The organism is Floridaenema evergladense BLCC-F167 (genome assembly GCF_041929205.2).
GTDB lineage: Bacteria > Cyanobacteriota > Cyanobacteriia > Cyanobacteriales > Aerosakkonemataceae > Floridanema > Floridanema evergladense.
On record NZ_CM171625.1, the window covers coordinates 6,344,854 to 6,364,239 of the forward strand.

Here is a 19,386-nt window from a genome sequence, read left to right on the forward strand (position 1 = left end):
ACAACACTCAATAACAGAATAACTATCATAAAAAAATGCACCATCACCAAGTAACTAATTCAGCAATGAATAACGTTAACAGTAACATTGGTAATAATATTGGCACCAGCTACCTACTTTGGTTAGCTTGCTTGCTACAGATACACGGTTTACACCGCATCTACAATCGCAAAATGTTCACAGGTTTTATTTGGCTATGTACATTTGGCTTATTTGGAATAGGACAATTTATTGATTTATTCCTAATTCCCGGAATGGTAGAAGAGCATAACTTAAAGTTTCAAGGTAAATTCGGTTATACACCCAATGGCATACCTTTAAATCAACCAGCTGTTTCCCAAACTATGCCGTTAAATCGCGATCGATTAATGGTTAAATTAGTTAAAACCGCAGCTGCTAGAGGTGGCAAACTCTCAGTAACTCAAGCAGTTATGGATACAGATATGACTTTTTCTGAAATAGAAGCCGCATTAATGCAATTAGTCAAAGCTGGCTATGTCAGAATTGATAACGACCCGGATACTGGTGTTGTAGTGTACGAATTTGTAGAACTCTGAAGGGGCAGAGGGGCAGAGGGGCAGGGAAACACAAGTGAATTAGATTTTACTTGTTCTGTTCCCTGTTTCCTTCTTTAAAAATTATTTTTGACATCTTTTAATACAATTTTCTATTGTTGCTTCTTCCCAATGCAGAGAAGGTGTGTATCTGTCTAAATGTTTTGTATTAGTTGTAGCAATGATTGAAGACTTATTATATTCGCTGCTTAGTATGATTGATTGGGCTGATAGTATTACATCAGCATCAATGGATTCATCATGTGCTGTTGCTTGGTTAGTTTCTCTTGCCCAAGCCCATAATTGAGCAGCTTTATCAAGTACATCTCTTGTTACTTCCAAGCACCCAAAAGTATCCCTAAATTCGTTTAATCTTTTCAATCCCTCATGTTTTTTACATCTTATTAGCTCTCTCCTTAGTTCATAATCACAAATCTCAGAAGTGGTGATTTCTATCTGTTTATTTTCAGTAATTTTTCTGAACCAATTTTTACATCTCAATTGAGCTTTGCTGCATTTAGGATTGGTTAATAAGCCTAAAATCCCAGTATCAAGAATTATTAATAATGTTGGTAAACAATTTTCGCTTTCTTCTTTCATCAATGTTTTTAAAGCACTCCTCTGTATCTTCTTCCTCATTTGAAGGACTATCTATCCATAAATCTATAAGATCAATTTGTTTTTTCTTTCTTCTTCTCTTTTCCTCTTCGTCTCCATTATCTATGTACTCTACAAAGTCTTCAATTGTCCCAAAGCTTCTTTGTTTTTTTATTTTATTTTCAAATTGTCCTACTGACCATAAAATGGAAATGCCGCTTAAATGTATGACTTCTTTATATTTTTTATGCTCTTCTGTTGATTCTTCCTCATCTAATTGAACTGATTCTTCATTTATTTTTTTACTTATTTCTATTGCGACTTCTCCTAATTCTTTAAAATTTTCATAATCGTCTAGGTGAATTAGTTTGGGATTTTCTTTTAATCCTTTGGACAAGAGATTTATGCCTTTTGTAAAATTAGCTAAATTTATAGTTGTTTGATCATGTATCAATGATTTATTTATGTAGTGTATTCCTTTCATGACTTGTGCTACGGCAAAACCACTAGAAGAAATTTTATTTAATTCGTGATATTCTTTATCACTAAAGAACTCTCTAAATTTCGTTAACACCCTACTAATTGAGAGACTTATTGCATCTATTTTTCTGGCTGCTCGTGTCAATGGTTTATCAAAAATGTCAGATTCTTTTAGAGATTTCCATATTTCTCGAAGTTGTTCAAGTCCTTCTTCTGGTAATGAAGCATTTTTTGAAGCGATAAGTATTTCTAAACTGTTCGTAATGTTTTTAAAATCTTCATAGAGAATGGCTTCAGAGCATAATTGCTCAATAGCACTTGATAAGTTTGTTTTCATTTGTTCTCTTACCTTTTTTGTTTATTTATCTTTATTTTATGCAATTAAACATATAGTTGGCAGGGGGAAGACTCTTGAGAGGGGTATACCCCCCTCTCGCACACCTTTGCTACCAGTGAGTTGATTGTCTGTAACTAATTTCTAACTAGCCACTTTTGGGCATTTAAACGTTGTACAACGCCAAACACCAGTAAATCTAAACTTACTTTTCGTTCATCAATTAAGAAAGGCTCAAGAGTGCTAGGTTTACCGCCATTTTCCGAATATGAAAAACCTTTTTGTCCCTGAATATTTTCTGTCAAGAAATACACCCGGAATTGACGTTTACCATTGCCCCAACTACCAATAACTTGCCAGCATTCCGGTTGTGTTGCATAGCCAATCACAGGAATTTTTTGCTTTTCTAAATTTAGCTCTAAATCCTGAACGCCTTGTTTAGCTAACGCAGCTGTTAATGCCTCAAAATAATCTTGAGGAATAAACTCGGCAAAAGGTTTATCTTCAACTGCGGGCGCTTTTTCCTTTTTCGCAGCAGCTGGTTTTTTCGCAGCTTTTTCCTCAGCTTTATCACCTACCGCATTAGGATTTTGTTCGGAACTAACTGCGTTAGGATCGGGTGCATTAGCACTAGGGATATCTGTTGTTACAGATGAGTCAGTGCTGGGAGCGTGTTCTTCGGCAATGCTAGGAGCTTGCTGTTCTACAGTGCTAGGAGCTACTTCTCCCGCTTCATTGTGATTGGTTTCTTCTGCCATAACTTCAGTTCAACCTTTAATTTACGATCGAGAACTCTAATTCAGCTGAATAATTTCACCAGCTACAAGGCAAGACACATATTTTTACAATATCTAATAATTTGCAAGGAAGGGACTGGGGACAAGGGGACAAGGGGACAAGGAGAATTTTTACCTTCTGCCCCTCTGCCCCCACTCCGAGAACTCAACCGCCAGCTACAGCGGGAACGATGCTTACTTCGTCGCCATCTGCTAAGGTTGTAGCTGTTCCATCCAAAAATCTGATGTCTTCGCTGTTGACGTAGAGGTTCAAAAAGCGGCGAATTTGTCCTTGTTCGTCACATAAACGTGATTTAATGCCGGGACAACTTTCGTCTAAAGAATCAATTAATTCTTCGATACTACTAGCGCTGCATTCTAAAGTTGCTTGGTCGTTGGTAAACTTTTGCAGGGGAGTGGGAACTAAAACTTTAACGGACATAGTTAATTCGGTAATTGGTCATTGGTGATTATTAATGGGTAATTGGTGTTTTTTTCCACCGATTACCCATTATCTATTAGCACGATCGCAAAACGCAAAAAGCTAATACTTATACAAGTACTTGTTGCCAGTCGAGGCGTTCTAAGGTACGAGAACGTTCCAAAGCACGCTCGAAACTGTCTAATTTTGGTTCAATTGTTAAAGGTTCGCCGATGTAACCTTGAACTGCTTCCTGAGTTTTCAAACCGTTTCCGGTAATGTAAACTACTGTGGTTTCTTCGGGGTCAATTTTACCAGCTTCGACTAATTTTTTCAGTACGGCAATTGTGGTTCCGCCTGCGGTTTCGGTGAAAATGCCTTCAGTTTCTGCGAGTAGCTTCATGCCTTCAATAATTTCGGCATCGTTGACTGATTCGATGTTACCGCCTGTTTTCCGGGCGACTTCTAAGGCATAGATGCCGTCTGCTGGGTTGCCAATTGCGATCGATTTTGCAATTGTACTCGGTTTTACTGGTTGCACAAAATCCCGATTTTCCCGGAAAGCTTGAGCAATGGGAGAACAACCTTCCGCTTGTGCGCCGCTAAATCTCACGCTCTTATCTGCAACTAAACCGACTTTAATAAATTCTTGGAAACCTTTGTAAATCTTGGTGAACAAAGAACCAGAAGCCAAAGGTGCAACTATATGATCTGGTAATTCCCAACCGAGTTGTTCGGCAACTTCGTAACCTAAAGTTTTGGAACCTTCGGAGTAATAGGGACGCAAATTAATATTGACAAATCCCCAACCTTGTGTATTTGCAACTTCACAACAGAGGCGGTTTACTTGGTCGTAGTTTCCTTGCACTGCCATCACGGTAGGGCCATAAATCAGTGTACCCAGGATTTTTCCGGCTTCCAAGTCGGCGGGGATGAATACGCAGCAGTCGAGTCCGGCGTGGGCTGCGATCGCAGCTGTAGAATTAGCCAAGTTACCAGTACTCGCACAAGAAACCGTAGTAAAACCCAACTCACGAGCGCGAGTCAAAGCCACCGATACCACCCTATCTTTGAAGCTGAGGGTAGGCATATTGACTGCATCGTTTTTAATATAAAGCTTTTTCAAACCCAGGCGACGAGCCAAACGGTTAGCGCGAACAAGGGGAGTCATCCCAGTTCCCACATCAATGGGGTTTTCCGTTTCCACAGGCAAAAATGCCCGATAACGCCAAATCGAATTTGGGCCAGCTTGAATACTTTCGCGAGTCACAGAACGACGAAGAGCATCGTAATCATAAGCTACTTCCAACGGGCCAAAACAGAATTCGCAAACGTGAATTGCCTTAGCTTCGTATTCAGCACCACACTCTTTACACTTCAAACCTTTAACGGTGCTTATCTTTCCTTGGTTTTGGGTTGTAATTGCCTGGGTCATGATCTTGCTCTCTCTCGCTCTGAAAATCTGCCGAACTATCAACTTTTTGAAATGCTATCACGCCCCCAAAATCGCGTCAAACATATCCGACCTTTTTTGTCGGGATTGATTTGGGCAGGGGAACACAGGGGCAAGAAAACTCTATTCAGGGCGGGTTTTGTTGTTAACTCCTCTGCTGTGAACACAACCTTATCTGCTAAACCCGCCCCTACAAGTGAAAACTTTCCCTGTACCCAGTCCCTAGTCCCCAGTCCCTTCTCTTCTAAAATGCTTCTCCGATTAAAGTGAAAGCTGCCCAATCTTTCGGATGAGGGCGAGTTTTCATAATAGTTAACATTGCCTGACGTAACGCTTGCGCCTTATTCGGATTTGTCCGCATTTGCTGATAAAATTCCTTCATTAAATCAGAGGTTGGTGCATCAGGAACCGCCCACAAAGAAACAACAATGCTGGGTGTTCCCGCAGTAATAAAAGCGCGAGATAATCCAACTACGCCATCACCTGTAAGTTGTCCTCTCCCAGTATCACAAGCACTTAAAACTACTAAGGAAGCATTCAATTTTAAATCGAGAATTTCATCAGAAGTCAGCAAACCATCTTCTTTTTCGTCGGGTGTAAATGCTAATGCGCCCGGTACTCCAGCCCGATATTTTCCTTGCAGTTCTCCATAATCTAAAAGTCCGTGTGTGGCGAAGTGAATAATGTTAGCTTGGGAGATTTGAGATTTAATTGTTGCTTCTTTAGCTTGGGAACCAATTAAAGGTTGAGTATTGTTTCCTGGAAAATAACTAAACTTTGCTGATGGTAATCAATTGCCTTGTGGTAGTCTCTCAGGAAACGGTAAGCAAGACCCAGATTTCCTAGAGATCTTCCTTCACCAGAGCGATCGCCTATTGCCCGGAAAATAGCTAAACTCTGCTGATGATAATCAATTGCCTTGTGGTAGTCTCTCAGGGAACTGTAAGCACCTCCTAAATTTCCTAGAGATCTTCCTTCACCAGAGCGATCGCCAATTTCCCGATAAATAATTAACGCCTGTTGAAAAGATTGCAATGCTTCCCTAAATTGACTCCGTTCCGACTGCTGAAGTCCTTGCATAAAAAGTCGAGATGCCTCAGCTTTCTTTTCACTATTTGTCTGCGCCAAAACTTTTGGCACTGGCAAACTTGTCAAGGAATATAAACTAATAGAAGTATCTGCAACAACAGTGAGTAAAGCAATAAATGTAGCAATTCCGAGTTTTGGTAAACGCATCGTTTTAATTAAATTTAACTCCTGAAAAACTGATATCTCTAGTAATTAAGAACTTATGCAGTTCAAATTTTAATTTTCCCTAAAATCAACTCACATATTCTTAAGACTTAAACAAACTCAGTTCGTTGTTCCCGCTTCAGTGGGAAAGGCGCTGAAGCGCAACAACGTACTTGTATTAACCGCCACTCACAGGGGGAATAAACACCACTTCATCGCCGTCTTGCAAAATTGTATCCGGTTCTACAAACTGAAGATTGACACCAAAACGAGTAATTTCTCGCCATTGAGCAAGTTCTGGATGTTCGGCAATGATATTTTCTAATACTTTGCCGACAGAAGTTTCTGAGGGAAATTCTCTCACTAATTCTGGTACGCCGTAAGCTTCTTGATAAGCAGCAAACAATTTAATTGTTACTGTAATTTTAGATTCAGTCATAACCCCTTTAATAAATTAATAAATAGTCATTTGTCATTGGATGTTAGTAAAGAGTTTAACAGATGACTAATGACAAATGCGAATTGACAATTTAATATATTTGTTCGATGCGACGGAAGTCTCTTTCAACTTCTAGCCAGAGGGAACGATTGTGTGGGTCGATTTTTAGGGCTTTTTTGAGATAAATTCTGGCTTTTTCTAGTTGTTTGCGATCGACAAAATGCCGACCTGTACGCTGATAAGTAATTGCTTGCCATTGACGTACTTCTAAATCTTCGGGGAGACGTTGCGCTAGTCCTTCTACTAGTGCGATCGCTCTAGGATACCGCTGATCTCTCAACAAAACTTGCAGTTGATTATAAGATTGCCACTTTAACTTTTGTTCTTCTGGTGAAAGTGGCGGTTGAATATCAATAGTTTTTACTTTATTAGTCTTAGTTACTTTGACTTTTGCTGCTGTAGATACCTGTTGTTGACTCGCCTTTGACTCTGGAGGAACTTCTGGTTCCTTGACATTTTCCATCAGAAACTCGTAAGCTTCCTGAATAGCAATAAACTTTTCTTTCGCTTGTCGATCGTCAGGATTGACATCAGGATGATACTTTCTTACCAAGCGACGATAAGAGGCTTTAATTTCCTCTCTTGAAGAACCAGACTTAAGCTCCAGTAATCGATAACAATCTGCCAAGTTCATTGAAGTGAATTTTAAATATATGCCGATGATAGCAAAGGCAGAGCTAACCAATTTTAGATTTGTAATTTATTGCGCTTGAACACTCTTATTAGCGCTGGGATAAGAGTGCTCAAGCGCAACAACTCACTTAATCTGAATTAACCCTAGCGAGTGACGAGAGTTTCTGCTTTAGCTTCGGGAGCACGATCGTCAATTACTTTATCAATTAAACCGTACTCTTTGGCTTGTTCAGCAGACATGAAAAAGTCACGATCCATGTCTTTTTCGATCTTTTCCAAGGTCTGACCAGTCATTTTGACATAGATTTCATTGAGTTGACGACGAATTCTCAGAATTTCTCTAGCTTCAATGTCAATGTCTGTTGCTTGTCCTCTGGTACCGCCTGATGGTTGGTGAATCATAATTCGGGAGTGAGGTAAGGCTAAACGTTTACCTTTTGTCCCTGCACCTAACAGAAACGAACCCATTGAAGCAGCTAAACCAACGCAAATTGTAACTACGTTAGATTTAACGTGCTGCATGGTGTCGTAAATGGCTAAACCTGCGGTGACTGAACCACCGGGAGAGTTAATGTAGATGTAGATGTCCTTGCTTTGGTCGTCTGAATCTAGGTACAGCAAGCGAGCGATAATGGCGTTAGCCATGCCATCGGTGACTTCGCCGCTGAGGAAGATGATTCTTTCTAAAGCAAGACGATCGTAAATATTAATCCACTGGGTATAAGGTTCGCCAGGGAAACGAAAGGGGACTCTAGGAACGCCGATCGGCATAATACTTTCTTCCTTTTTGTAATTAAGTTAAGATTTAACCGTGAAGTGCTGGGATTGGTTGGGGTAGGTCTTTGGTACTTTCCAAAACCCGATCGATAATCCCGTATTCTTTGGCTTGTTCGGGAGTTAAGTAAAACATCCGTTCCATATCTTTGGCAATTTTTTCTGGAGTTTGACCAGTATTTCTGGCAAAGATATCGACTATGGCGCGTTTGTTTTCCAAAACTTCTCGCGCTTGAATTTGAATGTCTGTCGCTTGTCCGCGAAATCCGGTGCGAGCTTGGTTGAGTACGATCGTGGCATGGGGTAAACTGGCTCTACAGCCTTTGGTGCCTGCGGCGAGGATCATGGCGGCGGTGCCCATTGCCTGACCTAGACAAATGGTGTTGACTGGGGGCTTAATGTAGTTGATAGTATCGCAAATCGCAAAGGCTTCGGTTTCAAAACCGATCGCATCTCCCGTGTACCAAGATGTACCAGTAGAATTGATGTAGATGGAGATGGGCTTTTCCGGGTCTTCGTATTGCAAGTAAAGCAGTTGGGCAATGATTAACTCGGTTACGTCTACACCTACTTGATTTTTTATCTCATCTGAAGAAAACAACGGCAATCCCAGATAAATAATCCGTTCCTTCAACAACAAGGAAGGTAAGTCTGGAGGGGGTGTTCGGGAAAAGGCATCTCCGTAGTACGGAGCTTGAACAGCCTTAATAGGTGATTCCATAAGCGCGTTCCGCCCAATTAAATTTGTGGCATTGTGTATTTTTCATAGTAACGCGGTCTGGGATACGCCTGAAGTATAAATCTTGTAGTGATCCCTACACCGCTTATAGTGTTTTATCCTAAAGTTTAGGTGCGTAAACCCGTGAGTTTGACGTGAGGTAAATGATATTCCTGTTTTTCTGCCTTGGGAGTACAGATTTATGAAAGTTGGTTTGCAACCGCTGTTAAATGATGGCAATTTGGATGCGACTCAATCTACGAGTCAGCGTCAGTTGGAGATTTCTGTTTCCGCAGTTCCTGGTGAATTCGTCGAAAATGTACCGCTGAATTTGTGTCTGATTTTAGATCATTCTGGTTCGATGAATGGTAGACCGTTGGAAACGGTGAAACAGGCAGCTGGACAATTGGTGGATAAGTTGAAGTCGGGCGATCGGCTTTCTGTTATCATGTTCGATCATCGTGCTAAAGTATTAGTTGCTAATCAAACAATAGAAGATCGCAAGAAAATTAAGGATCAAATTAATCAACTGAAAGCTGATGGTGGAACTGCTATTGATGAAGGTTTGCGTCTGGGAATTGAAGAAATGGCTAAGGGGAAAAAAGATGCTATTTCTCAAGCTTTTTTATTAACTGATGGCGAAAATGAGCATGGTGATAATGAAAAATGTTTGAAGTTAGCGCAATTAGCAGCAGGTTATAAATTAACCCTGAATTCTTTAGGTTTTGGTGTACATTGGAACCAAGATGTTTTAGAGAAAATTGCTGATGCTGGTAGCGGTACTTTGTCTTATATTGAAAAGCCAGAACAAGCCGTTGATGCTTTTGGTCGATTGTTTAATCGGATTCAATCAGTAGGTTTAACTAATGCTTATTTGCTATTTTCTTTAATGCCGAAAGTGAGGTTGGCTGAATTAAAACCGATCGCTCAAGTTTTCCCAGATACAATCGAATTACCAGTGCAACCAGAAGGCGATAAATTCTCCGTGAGATTGGGAGATTTAATGACAGCACAACAACGGGTAATTTTAGCTAACCTTTATATTGGACAAATGCCTGAAGGTGAGCAAACTTTAGCTAATTTACAAGTTCGGTACGACGATCCAGTGCAAGGCAAAGAAGGATTACTTTCGGAAGTTTTCCCAGTCACAGGTAATTTTGTCCAGAACTATCAACCTAATTTAAATCCGCAAGTGCAAAAATCAATTTTAGCTTTAGCGAAATATCGCCAAACACAAATTGCCGAAACAAAATTACAACAAGGCGATCGCACAGGTGCAGCTACAATGTTACAAACTGCGGCAAAAACTGCCTTACAAATGGGCGATAAAGGCGCAGCCACAGTCTTACAAACAAGTGCGACTCGCCTACAAGAAGGACAAGAACTTTCAGAGGCCGATCGCAAAAAAACCCGCATCGTTTCCAAAACCATTTTACAAAGCGACTCCTAGAGGAAGCAGGGGACTGGGGACTGGGGACAAGGAGACTGGGGCAGTTTTGAGTTGGAGAGTTTTAACTTAGGTACTTTTCTTACTCCCCTGCACCCCTGCACCCCTGCACCCCTGCAAAGCTGCATCCACCAGTTAATTTGAAGAGAATTTACAAATATATATATTCTCTAACTACTGTTTATGTGGCAATACAAAGAATAATTGTAGATATTTTTTGTACGAATAAAAAATGTTTATACCTATTTAGATAGATGACAATATATATGTTTAATAAATAATAGAGAGTGAAATAGCGATCGCTAACACTCCCCTAAGCTAAAAAATGATTGCCGAAATGCCCTAAACTGAATATCAAGCAAAGAGCAATAAATCTAATGGGGCAAATTCGGGCAGTATTGTGTGGTTATTACGGCAAAGGCAATGGCGGAGATGAAGCATTGTTAGCTTCGTTGTTACAAATGTTGCCACCAAACGTCAAACCTTTGGTACTTTCGGGAAATCCGCGAGAAACAAAGCAGCGTTATCAGGTGGAAAGTTACGATCGAATGTCAGCTTGGCAAGTCTTCCAAGTTATCCGTAGCGCCCAAGTTTTTATTTGGGGTGGTGGCAGTTTAATGCAAGATGTGACAAGTTTTGCTAGTCCCATGTATTATGCTGGATTGATGGGATTAGCCAGACAATTAGGGTTGAGAACAATTGCTTGGGCGCAAGGAATTGGCCCTTTAGAACGTCCGATCATTAGAGCAATAGCGAAACAAGTTTTTGCCAAATGTGAATTAGTGAGCGTGCGCGATCGAGCCTCCGCTAATCTACTATTAAATTGGCAAACACCCTGTTGTTTAGCACCCGATCCAGTATGGGCATTAGAAAGTTTACCAGTAAAAGGACTTTGGGATTTACCAGCCCCCAGAGTAGCGGTAACTTTGCGCCAACATCCGCAATTAACTCCAGAAAGAATTGCTATTTTAACTAAAGCTTTAGTTGACTTTCAAAAAGCTACTCAAGCCTTTATTTTATTGGTACCATTTCAGAAAGCCAAAGATTTAGCGATCGCCCAATCAATTGAGTCACAATTACCCGGTGCTAGTAAAATTTTGACACTTGAAGATCCTAGAGAATTAAAAGGACTATTTCAGGGAGTGGAAATGGCGATCGGAATGCGTTACCATAGCCTGATTATGGCAGCAGCCCACGAATGTCGTTGCTTCGCCCTCAGCTATGACCCAAAAGTTAGCCAACTAATGCAAGAACTGTCTATCCCAGGATGGAAATTAACTGACATTCCTGACGAGCCAAAATTAATTACCCAAACTTGGTTAGACTGCTATGCTAACGGTGATAGCCTCTCAGCAGTACAAATTCAGTCATTAGTAGACAGATCTCTGATTCATCGAGATTTGTTAACTCAAGCTTTAGCAGCTAGTTGAAAAGAAAAAATGTTGCTAATAACCTAGAATAAATCAGCCGATCTGAGATAGGCTATTCACAATGCGACGACTAGTACGCATTCAGGATTCTTAACTCTTTTGAACTAGAGCCATGAGTGAAGCCCAAAACCCCCTCGATAACCCCATACCAAAACCGACTAACTCTCCTAACGAGACTGAATCCAATGATATTAAGTCGGTTGCAGATTTAGATACACAAAACGAACCAAACCAATCAGAGATATCCTTTATAATTCAAAAACCGAGTACAGCAAAGCCCAACACCCCGGAACCAGTGAATGAAGAAACAAAAGAAGTAGCCGAAGAACAGCAAAAGATATCATTTATTGGAGATGCTGGCGGATTGCGGTTTGACATTTCTAAAGAATCACAGCCAGAAACAGCAGAGGTAGAAGAGAGAAATCTGTTTGAAATTAATTTAGAAACAATACAAGCATTTGAACCAGTAATTACTAGTTCTGAGGATTCTCCTAGCTCTAACGAAGGCACACAAATAGCTGACTCTACGAATCCAACTCTTGAAGTTTCAGAAATTTCTGAGACAGAAGCAAAGAGTTTTGATGTTTTAGAGTTGGTAAATTTAAGCGAAGCACTGCAACAGCAAAATAATGATTTACTCACTCACGTACAGGATGTAGAAAGACTATTAGATGAGTGTAACCGAGCATTGGAATCGCAGATTAAGCGATCGCAAACCGCAGAAGCCAAATTCGCCGAACAATCCAAAGAATTAAATACTACCCAAGAACAATTAGGCCGCTTATTCCGCGAATTAGAAGCTTCTCATCAAGTCGCCCAACGTCAGCAAATATTAATAGAAACCTTAAATCACCAATTAGAAAGTAGCCAAGAAAGAGTCGCTGAATTAGAACGTCAATGCGCCTTTATTCAACAACGTTACAACGAACAATCCCAACTACTTTTGCAAACCGAAAACACTCGTCAAGAACTGCAAGACCGTTTACAGCGACAACAGCGTTATACTCTACAATTTAAAGCGGCATTAGACAAATGTCTTGATATGCCAACCATCAAAGAAATTAATGCTGAAATTAGTGCTTTACTCAACTCTTCAGAAAATCAAACCAACCCGCAAAATATTTCTGAAGCAGTACACTTGTTACTCAAACCCCAACCAATCAAACCTTGGTCAGCAGCAGTAGAAACCACCACCGAACAATCAAATATTGCTCAAGAAGAAACCAGCAGAAATCTCATATTGCCTCAATTTAGTAGACTGCAACCTCAGCTAGAAGCCAGCAATGAATCTTTTAGTAATCCATTTTTAGAAATTGCTAAGTCCGATCCGAATTTAGCACCAGCTTTACAATCAGAATCGATCGATCAGCCCCCAGTAAACTTTGGCGCAGCTGAAGAAGCTATGTGGGAAGAATTAGAAAGACTCACTCAAGGTACAACAGTAAATGTTGCTCCCCAAGAAACTTCTGTGACTCCTCAACCAGCTAATTTATTGCCAGTAAATCAAGAAGAATCTCCAGTTAAAGAAGCAGAATTACTATCAGCAACACCAACAACAGAGCCGAATTTAGTAGCTGCGAAAAATGAAGAGTCGATCGATTCTAAACCCTACCCAGGTTGGCCTTCACCGATAGTTTACCCGCAGCGTACTCCCAAGAAAATAAAATCATTAGCTGCCGTAGATTTGCCTAGCTTTCCTCGACCTACTAGCCAAACTAAATAAGCTCTGTTGTACTAGTAACGCAAGTTGTTGGTTACAAATATTATTGGTTTGATCCCCCCTGCTTACCCAAGGGGGAACCCGATTTTCAACGTCCCTCTTGGTAAGGGGGATTTAGGGGGAGCAAAAACGGTTAAACTCTCTCCTAAACCCCTGCTCCCCTTAATAACTTATCACCGTTCAGGAAGATTAATAATTGCTGTTCCTACAGGAATTTCTCCCCGCAAACCTACTCTTTGTGCAGTTATTCCATAAAGTAAACTTTTTTCGGTTCCTGGCGCGATTCGCACTCCACTTAACTCCACTTTTAAGTTAGTTTCAGGAACTACTGGTTGAGCAAAAGTAATGGTGATATTTCTTTCATTCATGGCAATATTTGCCGGGATTTCTTTACCTGTTTGATCGGTCACTTTTACACTTTGGAATGGTTGCATTTGACTGGGTAGAGCAATCATTAAATCTTGCAAAGACATTCCTAAAACAGCGATTTTAATAAAATGGCTAGTACCTAAAACTCCAGAATCGGTAATTACAGGTGCACTAAATCTAAAGACCATTTGTGCCTGTGCTGCGGTAATCATTACGGGAGTAGCAACAGTTGCTGTAGCCAATAATAATGCAGATAAACTGTTATAAATTAAGCCTTTCATTTGGCAACCCTCAAAACTAATCTTCGATAATTAGCATGATGATTTGCCAAGCTGAAAATACCCTGAGAGAAAAATGAAAGTCACCCCATAGTTAACTAATTTTTGGCTGAAACTTAGCAGTTATTGCAGAGGGGCAGAGGGGCAGAAAGTAAAAAATTCTCCTTGTCCCCTTGTCCCTTCGTTAGTGATGAGTTTTAAGTTTTAAGTTTTGAATTAATAACTTAAAACTCATAACTCAAAACTCATAACTCGCCCTTGTCCCCTTGTCCCAGTCCCCAGGCTTCGACGTGAGCGCTCAGCCGAACGTCCCCAGTCCCCAGTCCCCAGTTCCCGCTTAGTGTTGTACTTCTAGGCTTTTACTTTGGTAAGCTGACAGTTGAAAACTGCGAGATTTGGGTTTTCCCATGCCTGTGGTAAAAGCGTAACTTTGACTGAGCAACCATAACCAAAGTGCTGGATAACACTTTTCTAACCAAGGTTTTTGACTGCGTAACCAATTAGGAAACCAACCAGATAATAGCCAACTAATTAAGGCGTTGAAGGTGAAACTAAGGTAACTACCTAACCAACGGAAAATATCTTTTGCGCCAGCGAGTTCCCAAATCCAAAGTAATAAAGCAGGGTTAATTTTTGCCGCTATTAATGCTAGGCGATTGAAGGTTAACCAATCGAATCTGTCTTTAATAAATGTTTCGGCTACATTTTGTGGTTCGGCGGCTAAAATTCCAAAGAATGTGTTTAACATGGAGTTGATTCTTTGGGGTGGTAAGTATTTTCCTGTGGGAACCATCATGCCTTTGGAAAATAACCAAGTCACGGCAATATTACTTTGGTAAGCACGAATTTGGTTTAAATGTTTGGCTTTGAGAAGGTCATGTTTTAAGGCGGTATCTAGAAGTTCTGTTAAGCGGGAAAGGTTACGCACTAAAGAACCAAATCCGGTGAAAACTAAGGGTGATTGTAAGGAAGCAGCATCGCCAATGGAAATTAGCCGATCGATCGCCACCGTGCGATCGCTACTCCCCACACTAAAATGCCCCGGAATATAACCAAAAGTTGGCTTTTTCCACTCTAATTTGTCCAGATCGCAACGGCGATATTCGGGCAAAATCGTAAAAAAGTCCTCGTACATTTCCAACAAAGAACCGGGATTTTCTGGGTGTACTTGATGGTAATGAAATAAATAAATCGTCAGTTCATCACCCTCACCGGGAAACAATTCCCAAATTAATTGACGACCTCTAGAAATATCGCCGTGACTAAACAGAACATCACCATATTTTGTATCCCAAACTTCTGGAGAAATCCCAGTTAAAACTGCCCCAACTGTCGGACAAACACTATCAAAAGCTCGACCTTTGTTTAATTGCCATGCGATCGGAGAAGCTGTTCCCATTGCATCTACCAACAACCTTCCCGTTACTTGTTTATCGGTTTGGCTAGGTAAATGTTTTAATTGAACGGTAACTTGTTTTTCGCTAACATCGGCGCGGATAAATTCAGTTTCATCCCAAATTTCTCCCCCCAATGCTTTGAGCTTTTCTCCACATAAACGCAGCAATTTTTCCGAATTTAAAGCGATATTTAATACCGTAGGAGTGTGTAAAACAGGTGCTTTTAAATGCTGAGGATTATTGCCATCGAAGAATTTGCTAAACCCATCAACATACTCTCTAGCAATTACGCTTTCAAATTCAGCGGGAGTAAACAAACCCAAATCAATTAAACTTTGAAATTCCATCCGGGAAATGTTCCATTCCCGATTCATTCTGCCAAAAGGTAAACGTTCCACCAATAAGACACGATAACCTAATTGCGCCATGACTGCGGCGTGAATTATTCCCAACGCCCCACCAATATAAATTAGGTCGAATTTATCGGTTGTTTCGCTGTTTTGCGGTTGGGTTGCTGACTCAAAAATCACTTGTTTGGGTTGCTGTGGGTTTCGTACTCCTTCGCGCCACCGCATTTCCCACCAGTAAGCACGTTTCAGGTCATTTTCGCCGTTGGGCATTTTTTGAAAGTAACGCACGGTTAAAGGGTAGTAAGGGGTGAGTGCGTCAAAAATTGATTGCTGAGAAAGATCGATCGCAGGTGGTTCAGGATATTGATGGGGAAATTGTTTCCTGATTTTTGCGATCAACTGTTGCAAGATTTGTGCTTCTTGCGGAATCGATCGATCCCCCCAACGGAATACCTTTAAATATGTCGATCGCTGTACCGACCAGACAAAAACCGAAAGCTGAACCTCTGTCTCTGGAATGATTGTAGTACTACTTGTAGTCTTAGGAGAACTCAGGCAAAAGCCATCTTGAGCGATCGCCTTTTTGCCCCAACCTGGCTCAAACTCCTGTTGTAACCAAGTGCGAACTGCATCTGTGTTCGGGGTGGGGACTTCTAAGTAAAGGATTTCTTTCATGCTCAGTAAGGTCGGTAAAGCTAAGTAAAGAGACGGTGTTGACAGGCACTAAAAGTGCGATATAATAGCCGATACTTAACGGTAATTTAAAAAACTTTACAATTATCTCATTTTTGTAAATCTATACGGAGATAACTTAATTAACTAACTATGAATTATCCCATTCCAGCCAACCCTAGAGAGGTAATGGCGTTACAAGAAAAAAGTGTTGATGAAGAAATAATTGCAGCTGCGATCGCCGGAGTGATTAAAATTTCTCGCTCTGAAGGCAAATCTTTAGAGCAACTAACCGAGGAAGTCCTAGCTGACGATAGCCTATTAGATATGCAGCAACGCCGCTGGCTCAAAGAAATTGTCGCTCAAGCCTGGGAAAGCATTGCTTAGGGAGTGGAAAATATTGAGTTTTAAGTCATTAAGAAAATTTAACTTAAAACTCATAATTCAACACTCAGAACTATCCCTGGCTGGTAGCCACACAAAAAAAAAGAAATTACCTTGGGATCAGTTTAGATATTTTGGGAACTAATTGCGATCGGTGCAAAGGAAGATTTTGGGAAACTTCATCACTTCAACAGCAAATTTAGATTTGCCGCTACTGTGAAAAAGGTAATCACGGCAGCGGCTAAGACTTCACTTTTTTCGTGATGACTTAGATTCTACGGGGAAAAATTCCCTAGTATCTGGTGAATATTCCCAAGCAATTCCTTCTGGATCTCTTCTGCGAGTCCATTCGGTAAAACTGGGATCGTCTCTTCTCTTCATCACCGTACTTGAATGTACGCGCAACCGTCTGGCTAATTCCGATTGAATCAGAGATTGAAACAGCGGATGTTTTTTGGGAATTGCCTCCTTTGCATCATCTGTTTCTGGAATATAGTCTTCTTCAAATTCTTCCTCAAGATAATCAGAGGTTTCCTCCGTGATTTCCGGTTCAGGAATTGCTTTGAGAAACAACTCTTTTGGCTGACTTAGGTATAGTGTTTTCTGACTATCATCATGGGAATCACTTCCTTCAAATATTTTTCCCAGAGTGCTGGCAGTAATAAAGTAATACACCGTACCCTTGTCTTCATAAATGTGTTTTTGAGCAGCAAATTCCTCAGCCTTAGCATCCAGAAACCATTGGGCTGATTTTCCCGAAAGATTTGCTTTCATTGCCAAGTCTAGTGCAGTTACACATCCTTGGTTTTCTAAGATTAACTCATGGAATATGGGGTTGATTTTTCGGCTCAACCTTTGCAATTGATAGCGTTGCCAAAAACTCCAAGCACTACTGAGCAAAACTAAGACCAGTAGGATGGGCCAAGCCTTAAATAGGACTATGATTGCGAACGCTATGGGAATAATTAGAATCAAAACGCCTGTAGCGTTGTTGTCGATGTCTCTTTCAGCCATGTCCTTTTTTGCCAATTCAACTTCATGGCAATTGCATAAACTTCTGGCAAAAGTCTAGGAAAAGGGTCTAAGCTAAAGGGTCAAGAGTCGGATTGTTCCTTTCTCTTTAAACCTTTATTTTTTTCCCTTATTAGAGTAAAACTTTTGCCAGATATCTAATAATAATCTTGGCAAAAATTGGTGTTTTTAATTTGCCTCGTGGCAAATTGCCTTCGGCAATTCTTAATTTTTCGGGCAATAGCGAGCAATTACCTGTTGTTTGGAGGAATTTTTATCATAAATAGTACAAAACAGCAAATTTATTTACAAAAATTAATCAGTTAAAAATCCGTTAAATTTTTTAACTTTCCTCTACTTCTGTGTTTTCTAGATAACTAAACAAAGCAGCAAGTACTGTATTAGAAAACAAAAAGCCTTCGGGATCGGTTAATTTTAACCTGTTTGTATCATTATTGACGGAGATTTCTACCCAACCTGTTTGATAATAAGGTTGTAAGCAATGCCAAATTTTTTCTAAGGTTTTTTTGCCGAATTTTTCCTCTAAAATTGCTAAGTCTAAGCCTTCGGATAACCGCAATCCTAACATTAATGTTTCTAGTAAAATATCCTGTTCGTCAACTTGGGGAGCATCTAAAATGCCGTTGGCAGCGATTAATTTTTCTACCCAAGCGTAGTATTCTTGACGTTTTCTTGGTCGAGTAAAACGCTGACGATCGACATAACTAGCCGCACCCATTCCAAAAGCGTAATAGGGTCGATTTTCCCAGTAAACTCGATTATGACGGCATTGATGTCCGGGTTGGGCGTAGTTGGAAATTTCGTAATGTTCGTAACCAGAATTAGTTAGTATTTGTTGGGTGAGGCGATACATTTGGGCGGTGGTTTCGTCGGTTGGTAAGGGTTGCGAACCTGGTTGATAATAGCGTCCAAAAGCTGTACCATCTTCAATAATTAGGTCGTAAACGGAGATGTGGGTTGGCGCGATCGCAACGGCTTTCCTTAGACTCTCTTCCCATTGTGCGATCGTTTGTTTCGGCAATCCTGAAATTAAATCGATGCTAAATTCGGGGGGATCGATTTGGCGAATTAAATCAATTGCAGCTAAAATATCAGCAACAGTATGCGATCGACCACAAACCTGTAACAATTCATCCTGAAAAGCTTGCACCCCTAGACTAAACCGGGTAATTCCAGCAGTTTTATATCCCTGAATCTGCGGTAAATCAAAAGTTGCCGGGTCTATTTCTAACGAGATTTCTGCATTACTAGTAATACCATATTTATTGGCTAAAGTTGTTAAGATAGTTTCAATTTGGTTGGGAGACAAAAGTGAAGGAGTTCCCCCACCAAAGAAAACGGTTGTTAAAGGTTTTCCCTGTGCTGGAGTTACAGCAATTTCTTGGCAAAGGATATCAATATATTCGACAATTGTGCCAGAGTTTTCGCCGCGAGTGCGATCGCCCAACACCGAAATCGGAAAATCACAATAGAAACAACGCCGCCGACAAAAAGGAATATGAATATACGCAGCAATCGGAATATCTAAATCTATGTTGTAATTTTTACTTTCCCTTGGTAAATTTATAATCATTCGCTTTGAGTTACATCTGAAGAATTGAACTAATGTCATTCCGATAGGTCTTTAAAATAGCCACGAAGGAAATAATTAATTATTACATAGCCCCAAAATTATGAATAAACCTTAATTAATTTGTAAATACTTGTGAATTTAATCAAAAAAATTTCTAAAAATCAGGCTTAACTGTTGTGAGTGTACGGTTTTCCTACCAGGAATCTACGAAAGAACCAAAAACAAACCAAGGAGTATAATGGAACGATATAAATCTCAAATC

19 protein-coding genes and 1 pseudogene are annotated in these 19,386 nt (G+C 40.3%); 5 read left to right on the plus strand and 15 right to left on the minus strand.

The genetic code is table 11. The features are described from left to right. The first annotated feature begins 65 nt into the window (after window positions 1-65). A complete protein-coding gene (locus ACE1CA_RS30190) occupies window positions 66-557 on the plus strand; it encodes a TM2 domain-containing protein (RefSeq protein ID WP_413278021.1) in 492 nt (163 codons plus the stop codon). An 81-nt stretch (window positions 558-638) separates the two neighbouring features. Here the strand turns inward: ACE1CA_RS30190 and ACE1CA_RS30195 are convergent, their stop codons facing one another. From ACE1CA_RS30195 to ACE1CA_RS30245, 11 genes and pseudogenes are all read right to left on the minus strand, one after another. After that, on the minus strand, window positions 639-1,154 hold the full coding sequence (locus ACE1CA_RS30195) for a PIN domain-containing protein (RefSeq protein WP_413278020.1): 516 nt from the start codon (window positions 1,152-1,154) through the stop codon (window positions 639-641). Further along, complete coding sequence (locus ACE1CA_RS30200; protein ID WP_413278019.1) at window positions 1,105-1,968, minus strand: hypothetical protein; 864 nt, start codon at window positions 1,966-1,968, stop codon at window positions 1,105-1,107. Before ACE1CA_RS30200 ends, ACE1CA_RS30195 begins: the two co-directional genes overlap by 50 nt. Before the next feature lie 134 nt (window positions 1,969-2,102). Beyond that, a complete protein-coding gene (locus ACE1CA_RS30205) occupies window positions 2,103-2,723 on the minus strand; it encodes a DUF2996 domain-containing protein (protein WP_413278018.1) in 621 nt (206 codons plus the stop codon). A gap of 184 nt (window positions 2,724-2,907) precedes the next feature. Continuing rightward, complete coding sequence (locus tag ACE1CA_RS30210) at window positions 2,908-3,183, minus strand: MoaD/ThiS family protein (RefSeq protein ID WP_413278017.1); 276 nt, start codon at window positions 3,181-3,183, stop codon at window positions 2,908-2,910. Between the two features lie 109 nt (window positions 3,184-3,292). After that, window positions 3,293-4,597 (minus strand): threonine synthase, encoded by a 1,305-nt coding sequence (thrC, locus tag ACE1CA_RS30215; protein ID WP_413278016.1) that lies wholly within the window; start codon window positions 4,595-4,597, stop codon window positions 3,293-3,295. 262 nt (window positions 4,598-4,859) lie between these two features. Continuing rightward, window positions 4,860-5,369, minus strand: a pseudogene (locus tag ACE1CA_RS30220) (CHAT domain-containing protein); the annotation flags it as partial. Then, window positions 5,354-5,851, minus strand: coding sequence for a tetratricopeptide repeat protein (locus ACE1CA_RS30225; protein ID WP_413278015.1), 498 nt, complete (start codon window positions 5,849-5,851; stop codon window positions 5,354-5,356). The pseudogene ACE1CA_RS30220 and the gene ACE1CA_RS30225, both read right to left, overlap by 16 nt. Window positions 5,852-6,026: 175 nt before the next feature. Then, window positions 6,027-6,287: a MoaD/ThiS family protein gene (locus ACE1CA_RS30230; protein WP_413278014.1), complete on the minus strand. Its 261-nt coding sequence runs from the start codon at window positions 6,285-6,287 to the stop codon at window positions 6,027-6,029. 91 nt (window positions 6,288-6,378) lie between these two features. Beyond that, window positions 6,379-6,981, minus strand: coding sequence for a J domain-containing protein (locus ACE1CA_RS30235; RefSeq protein ID WP_413278013.1), 603 nt, complete (start codon window positions 6,979-6,981; stop codon window positions 6,379-6,381). 143 nt (window positions 6,982-7,124) lie between these two features. Then, window positions 7,125-7,751: an ATP-dependent Clp protease proteolytic subunit gene (locus ACE1CA_RS30240; RefSeq protein WP_413278012.1), complete on the minus strand. Its 627-nt coding sequence runs from the start codon at window positions 7,749-7,751 to the stop codon at window positions 7,125-7,127. Between the two features lie 34 nt (window positions 7,752-7,785). Continuing rightward, on the minus strand, window positions 7,786-8,475 hold the full coding sequence (locus ACE1CA_RS30245; RefSeq protein ID WP_413278011.1) for an ATP-dependent Clp protease proteolytic subunit: 690 nt from the start codon (window positions 8,473-8,475) through the stop codon (window positions 7,786-7,788). 199 nt (window positions 8,476-8,674) lie between these two features. On the opposite strand from ACE1CA_RS30245, the gene ACE1CA_RS30250 reads away from it, so the two are divergent. From ACE1CA_RS30250 to ACE1CA_RS30260, 3 genes are all read left to right on the plus strand, one after another. After that, window positions 8,675-9,922, plus strand: a complete 1,248-nt coding sequence (locus tag ACE1CA_RS30250) for a vWA domain-containing protein (protein ID WP_413278010.1) — start codon at window positions 8,675-8,677, stop codon at window positions 9,920-9,922. A gap of 374 nt (window positions 9,923-10,296) precedes the next feature. After that, window positions 10,297-11,349 carry a polysaccharide pyruvyl transferase CsaB gene (gene csaB / locus ACE1CA_RS30255; protein WP_413278009.1) on the plus strand — a complete coding sequence of 351 codons (1,053 nt, stop codon included), beginning with the start codon at window positions 10,297-10,299 and terminating at the stop codon, window positions 11,347-11,349. Window positions 11,350-11,461: 112 nt separating this feature from the next. Beyond that, window positions 11,462-13,072, plus strand: coding sequence for a mitotic spindle assembly checkpoint protein MAD1 (locus ACE1CA_RS30260; RefSeq protein WP_413278008.1), 1,611 nt, complete (start codon window positions 11,462-11,464; stop codon window positions 13,070-13,072). A gap of 170 nt (window positions 13,073-13,242) precedes the next feature. Here the strand turns inward: ACE1CA_RS30260 and ACE1CA_RS30265 are convergent, their stop codons facing one another. Then, window positions 13,243-13,719 (minus strand): DUF2808 domain-containing protein, encoded by a 477-nt coding sequence (locus tag ACE1CA_RS30265; protein WP_413278007.1) that lies wholly within the window; start codon window positions 13,717-13,719, stop codon window positions 13,243-13,245. Between the two features lie 334 nt (window positions 13,720-14,053). Then, window positions 14,054-16,138 (minus strand): NAD(P)/FAD-dependent oxidoreductase, encoded by a 2,085-nt coding sequence (locus tag ACE1CA_RS30270; RefSeq protein ID WP_413278006.1) that lies wholly within the window; start codon window positions 16,136-16,138, stop codon window positions 14,054-14,056. A gap of 150 nt (window positions 16,139-16,288) precedes the next feature. On the opposite strand from ACE1CA_RS30270, the gene ACE1CA_RS30275 reads away from it, so the two are divergent. After that, window positions 16,289-16,522: a hypothetical protein gene (locus tag ACE1CA_RS30275; RefSeq protein ID WP_413278005.1), complete on the plus strand. Its 234-nt coding sequence runs from the start codon at window positions 16,289-16,291 to the stop codon at window positions 16,520-16,522. A gap of 246 nt (window positions 16,523-16,768) precedes the next feature. On the opposite strand, the gene ACE1CA_RS30280 is transcribed toward ACE1CA_RS30275, so the two are convergent. Continuing rightward, window positions 16,769-17,533, minus strand: a complete 765-nt coding sequence (locus tag ACE1CA_RS30280) for a hypothetical protein (RefSeq protein ID WP_413278004.1) — start codon at window positions 17,531-17,533, stop codon at window positions 16,769-16,771. A gap of 340 nt (window positions 17,534-17,873) precedes the next feature. Beyond that, entirely contained in the window at window positions 17,874-19,124 is a 1,251-nt protein-coding gene (gene hemW, locus ACE1CA_RS30285) for a radical SAM family heme chaperone HemW (RefSeq protein WP_413278003.1), read from the minus strand. Between the last annotated feature and the right edge of the window lie 262 nt (window positions 19,125-19,386).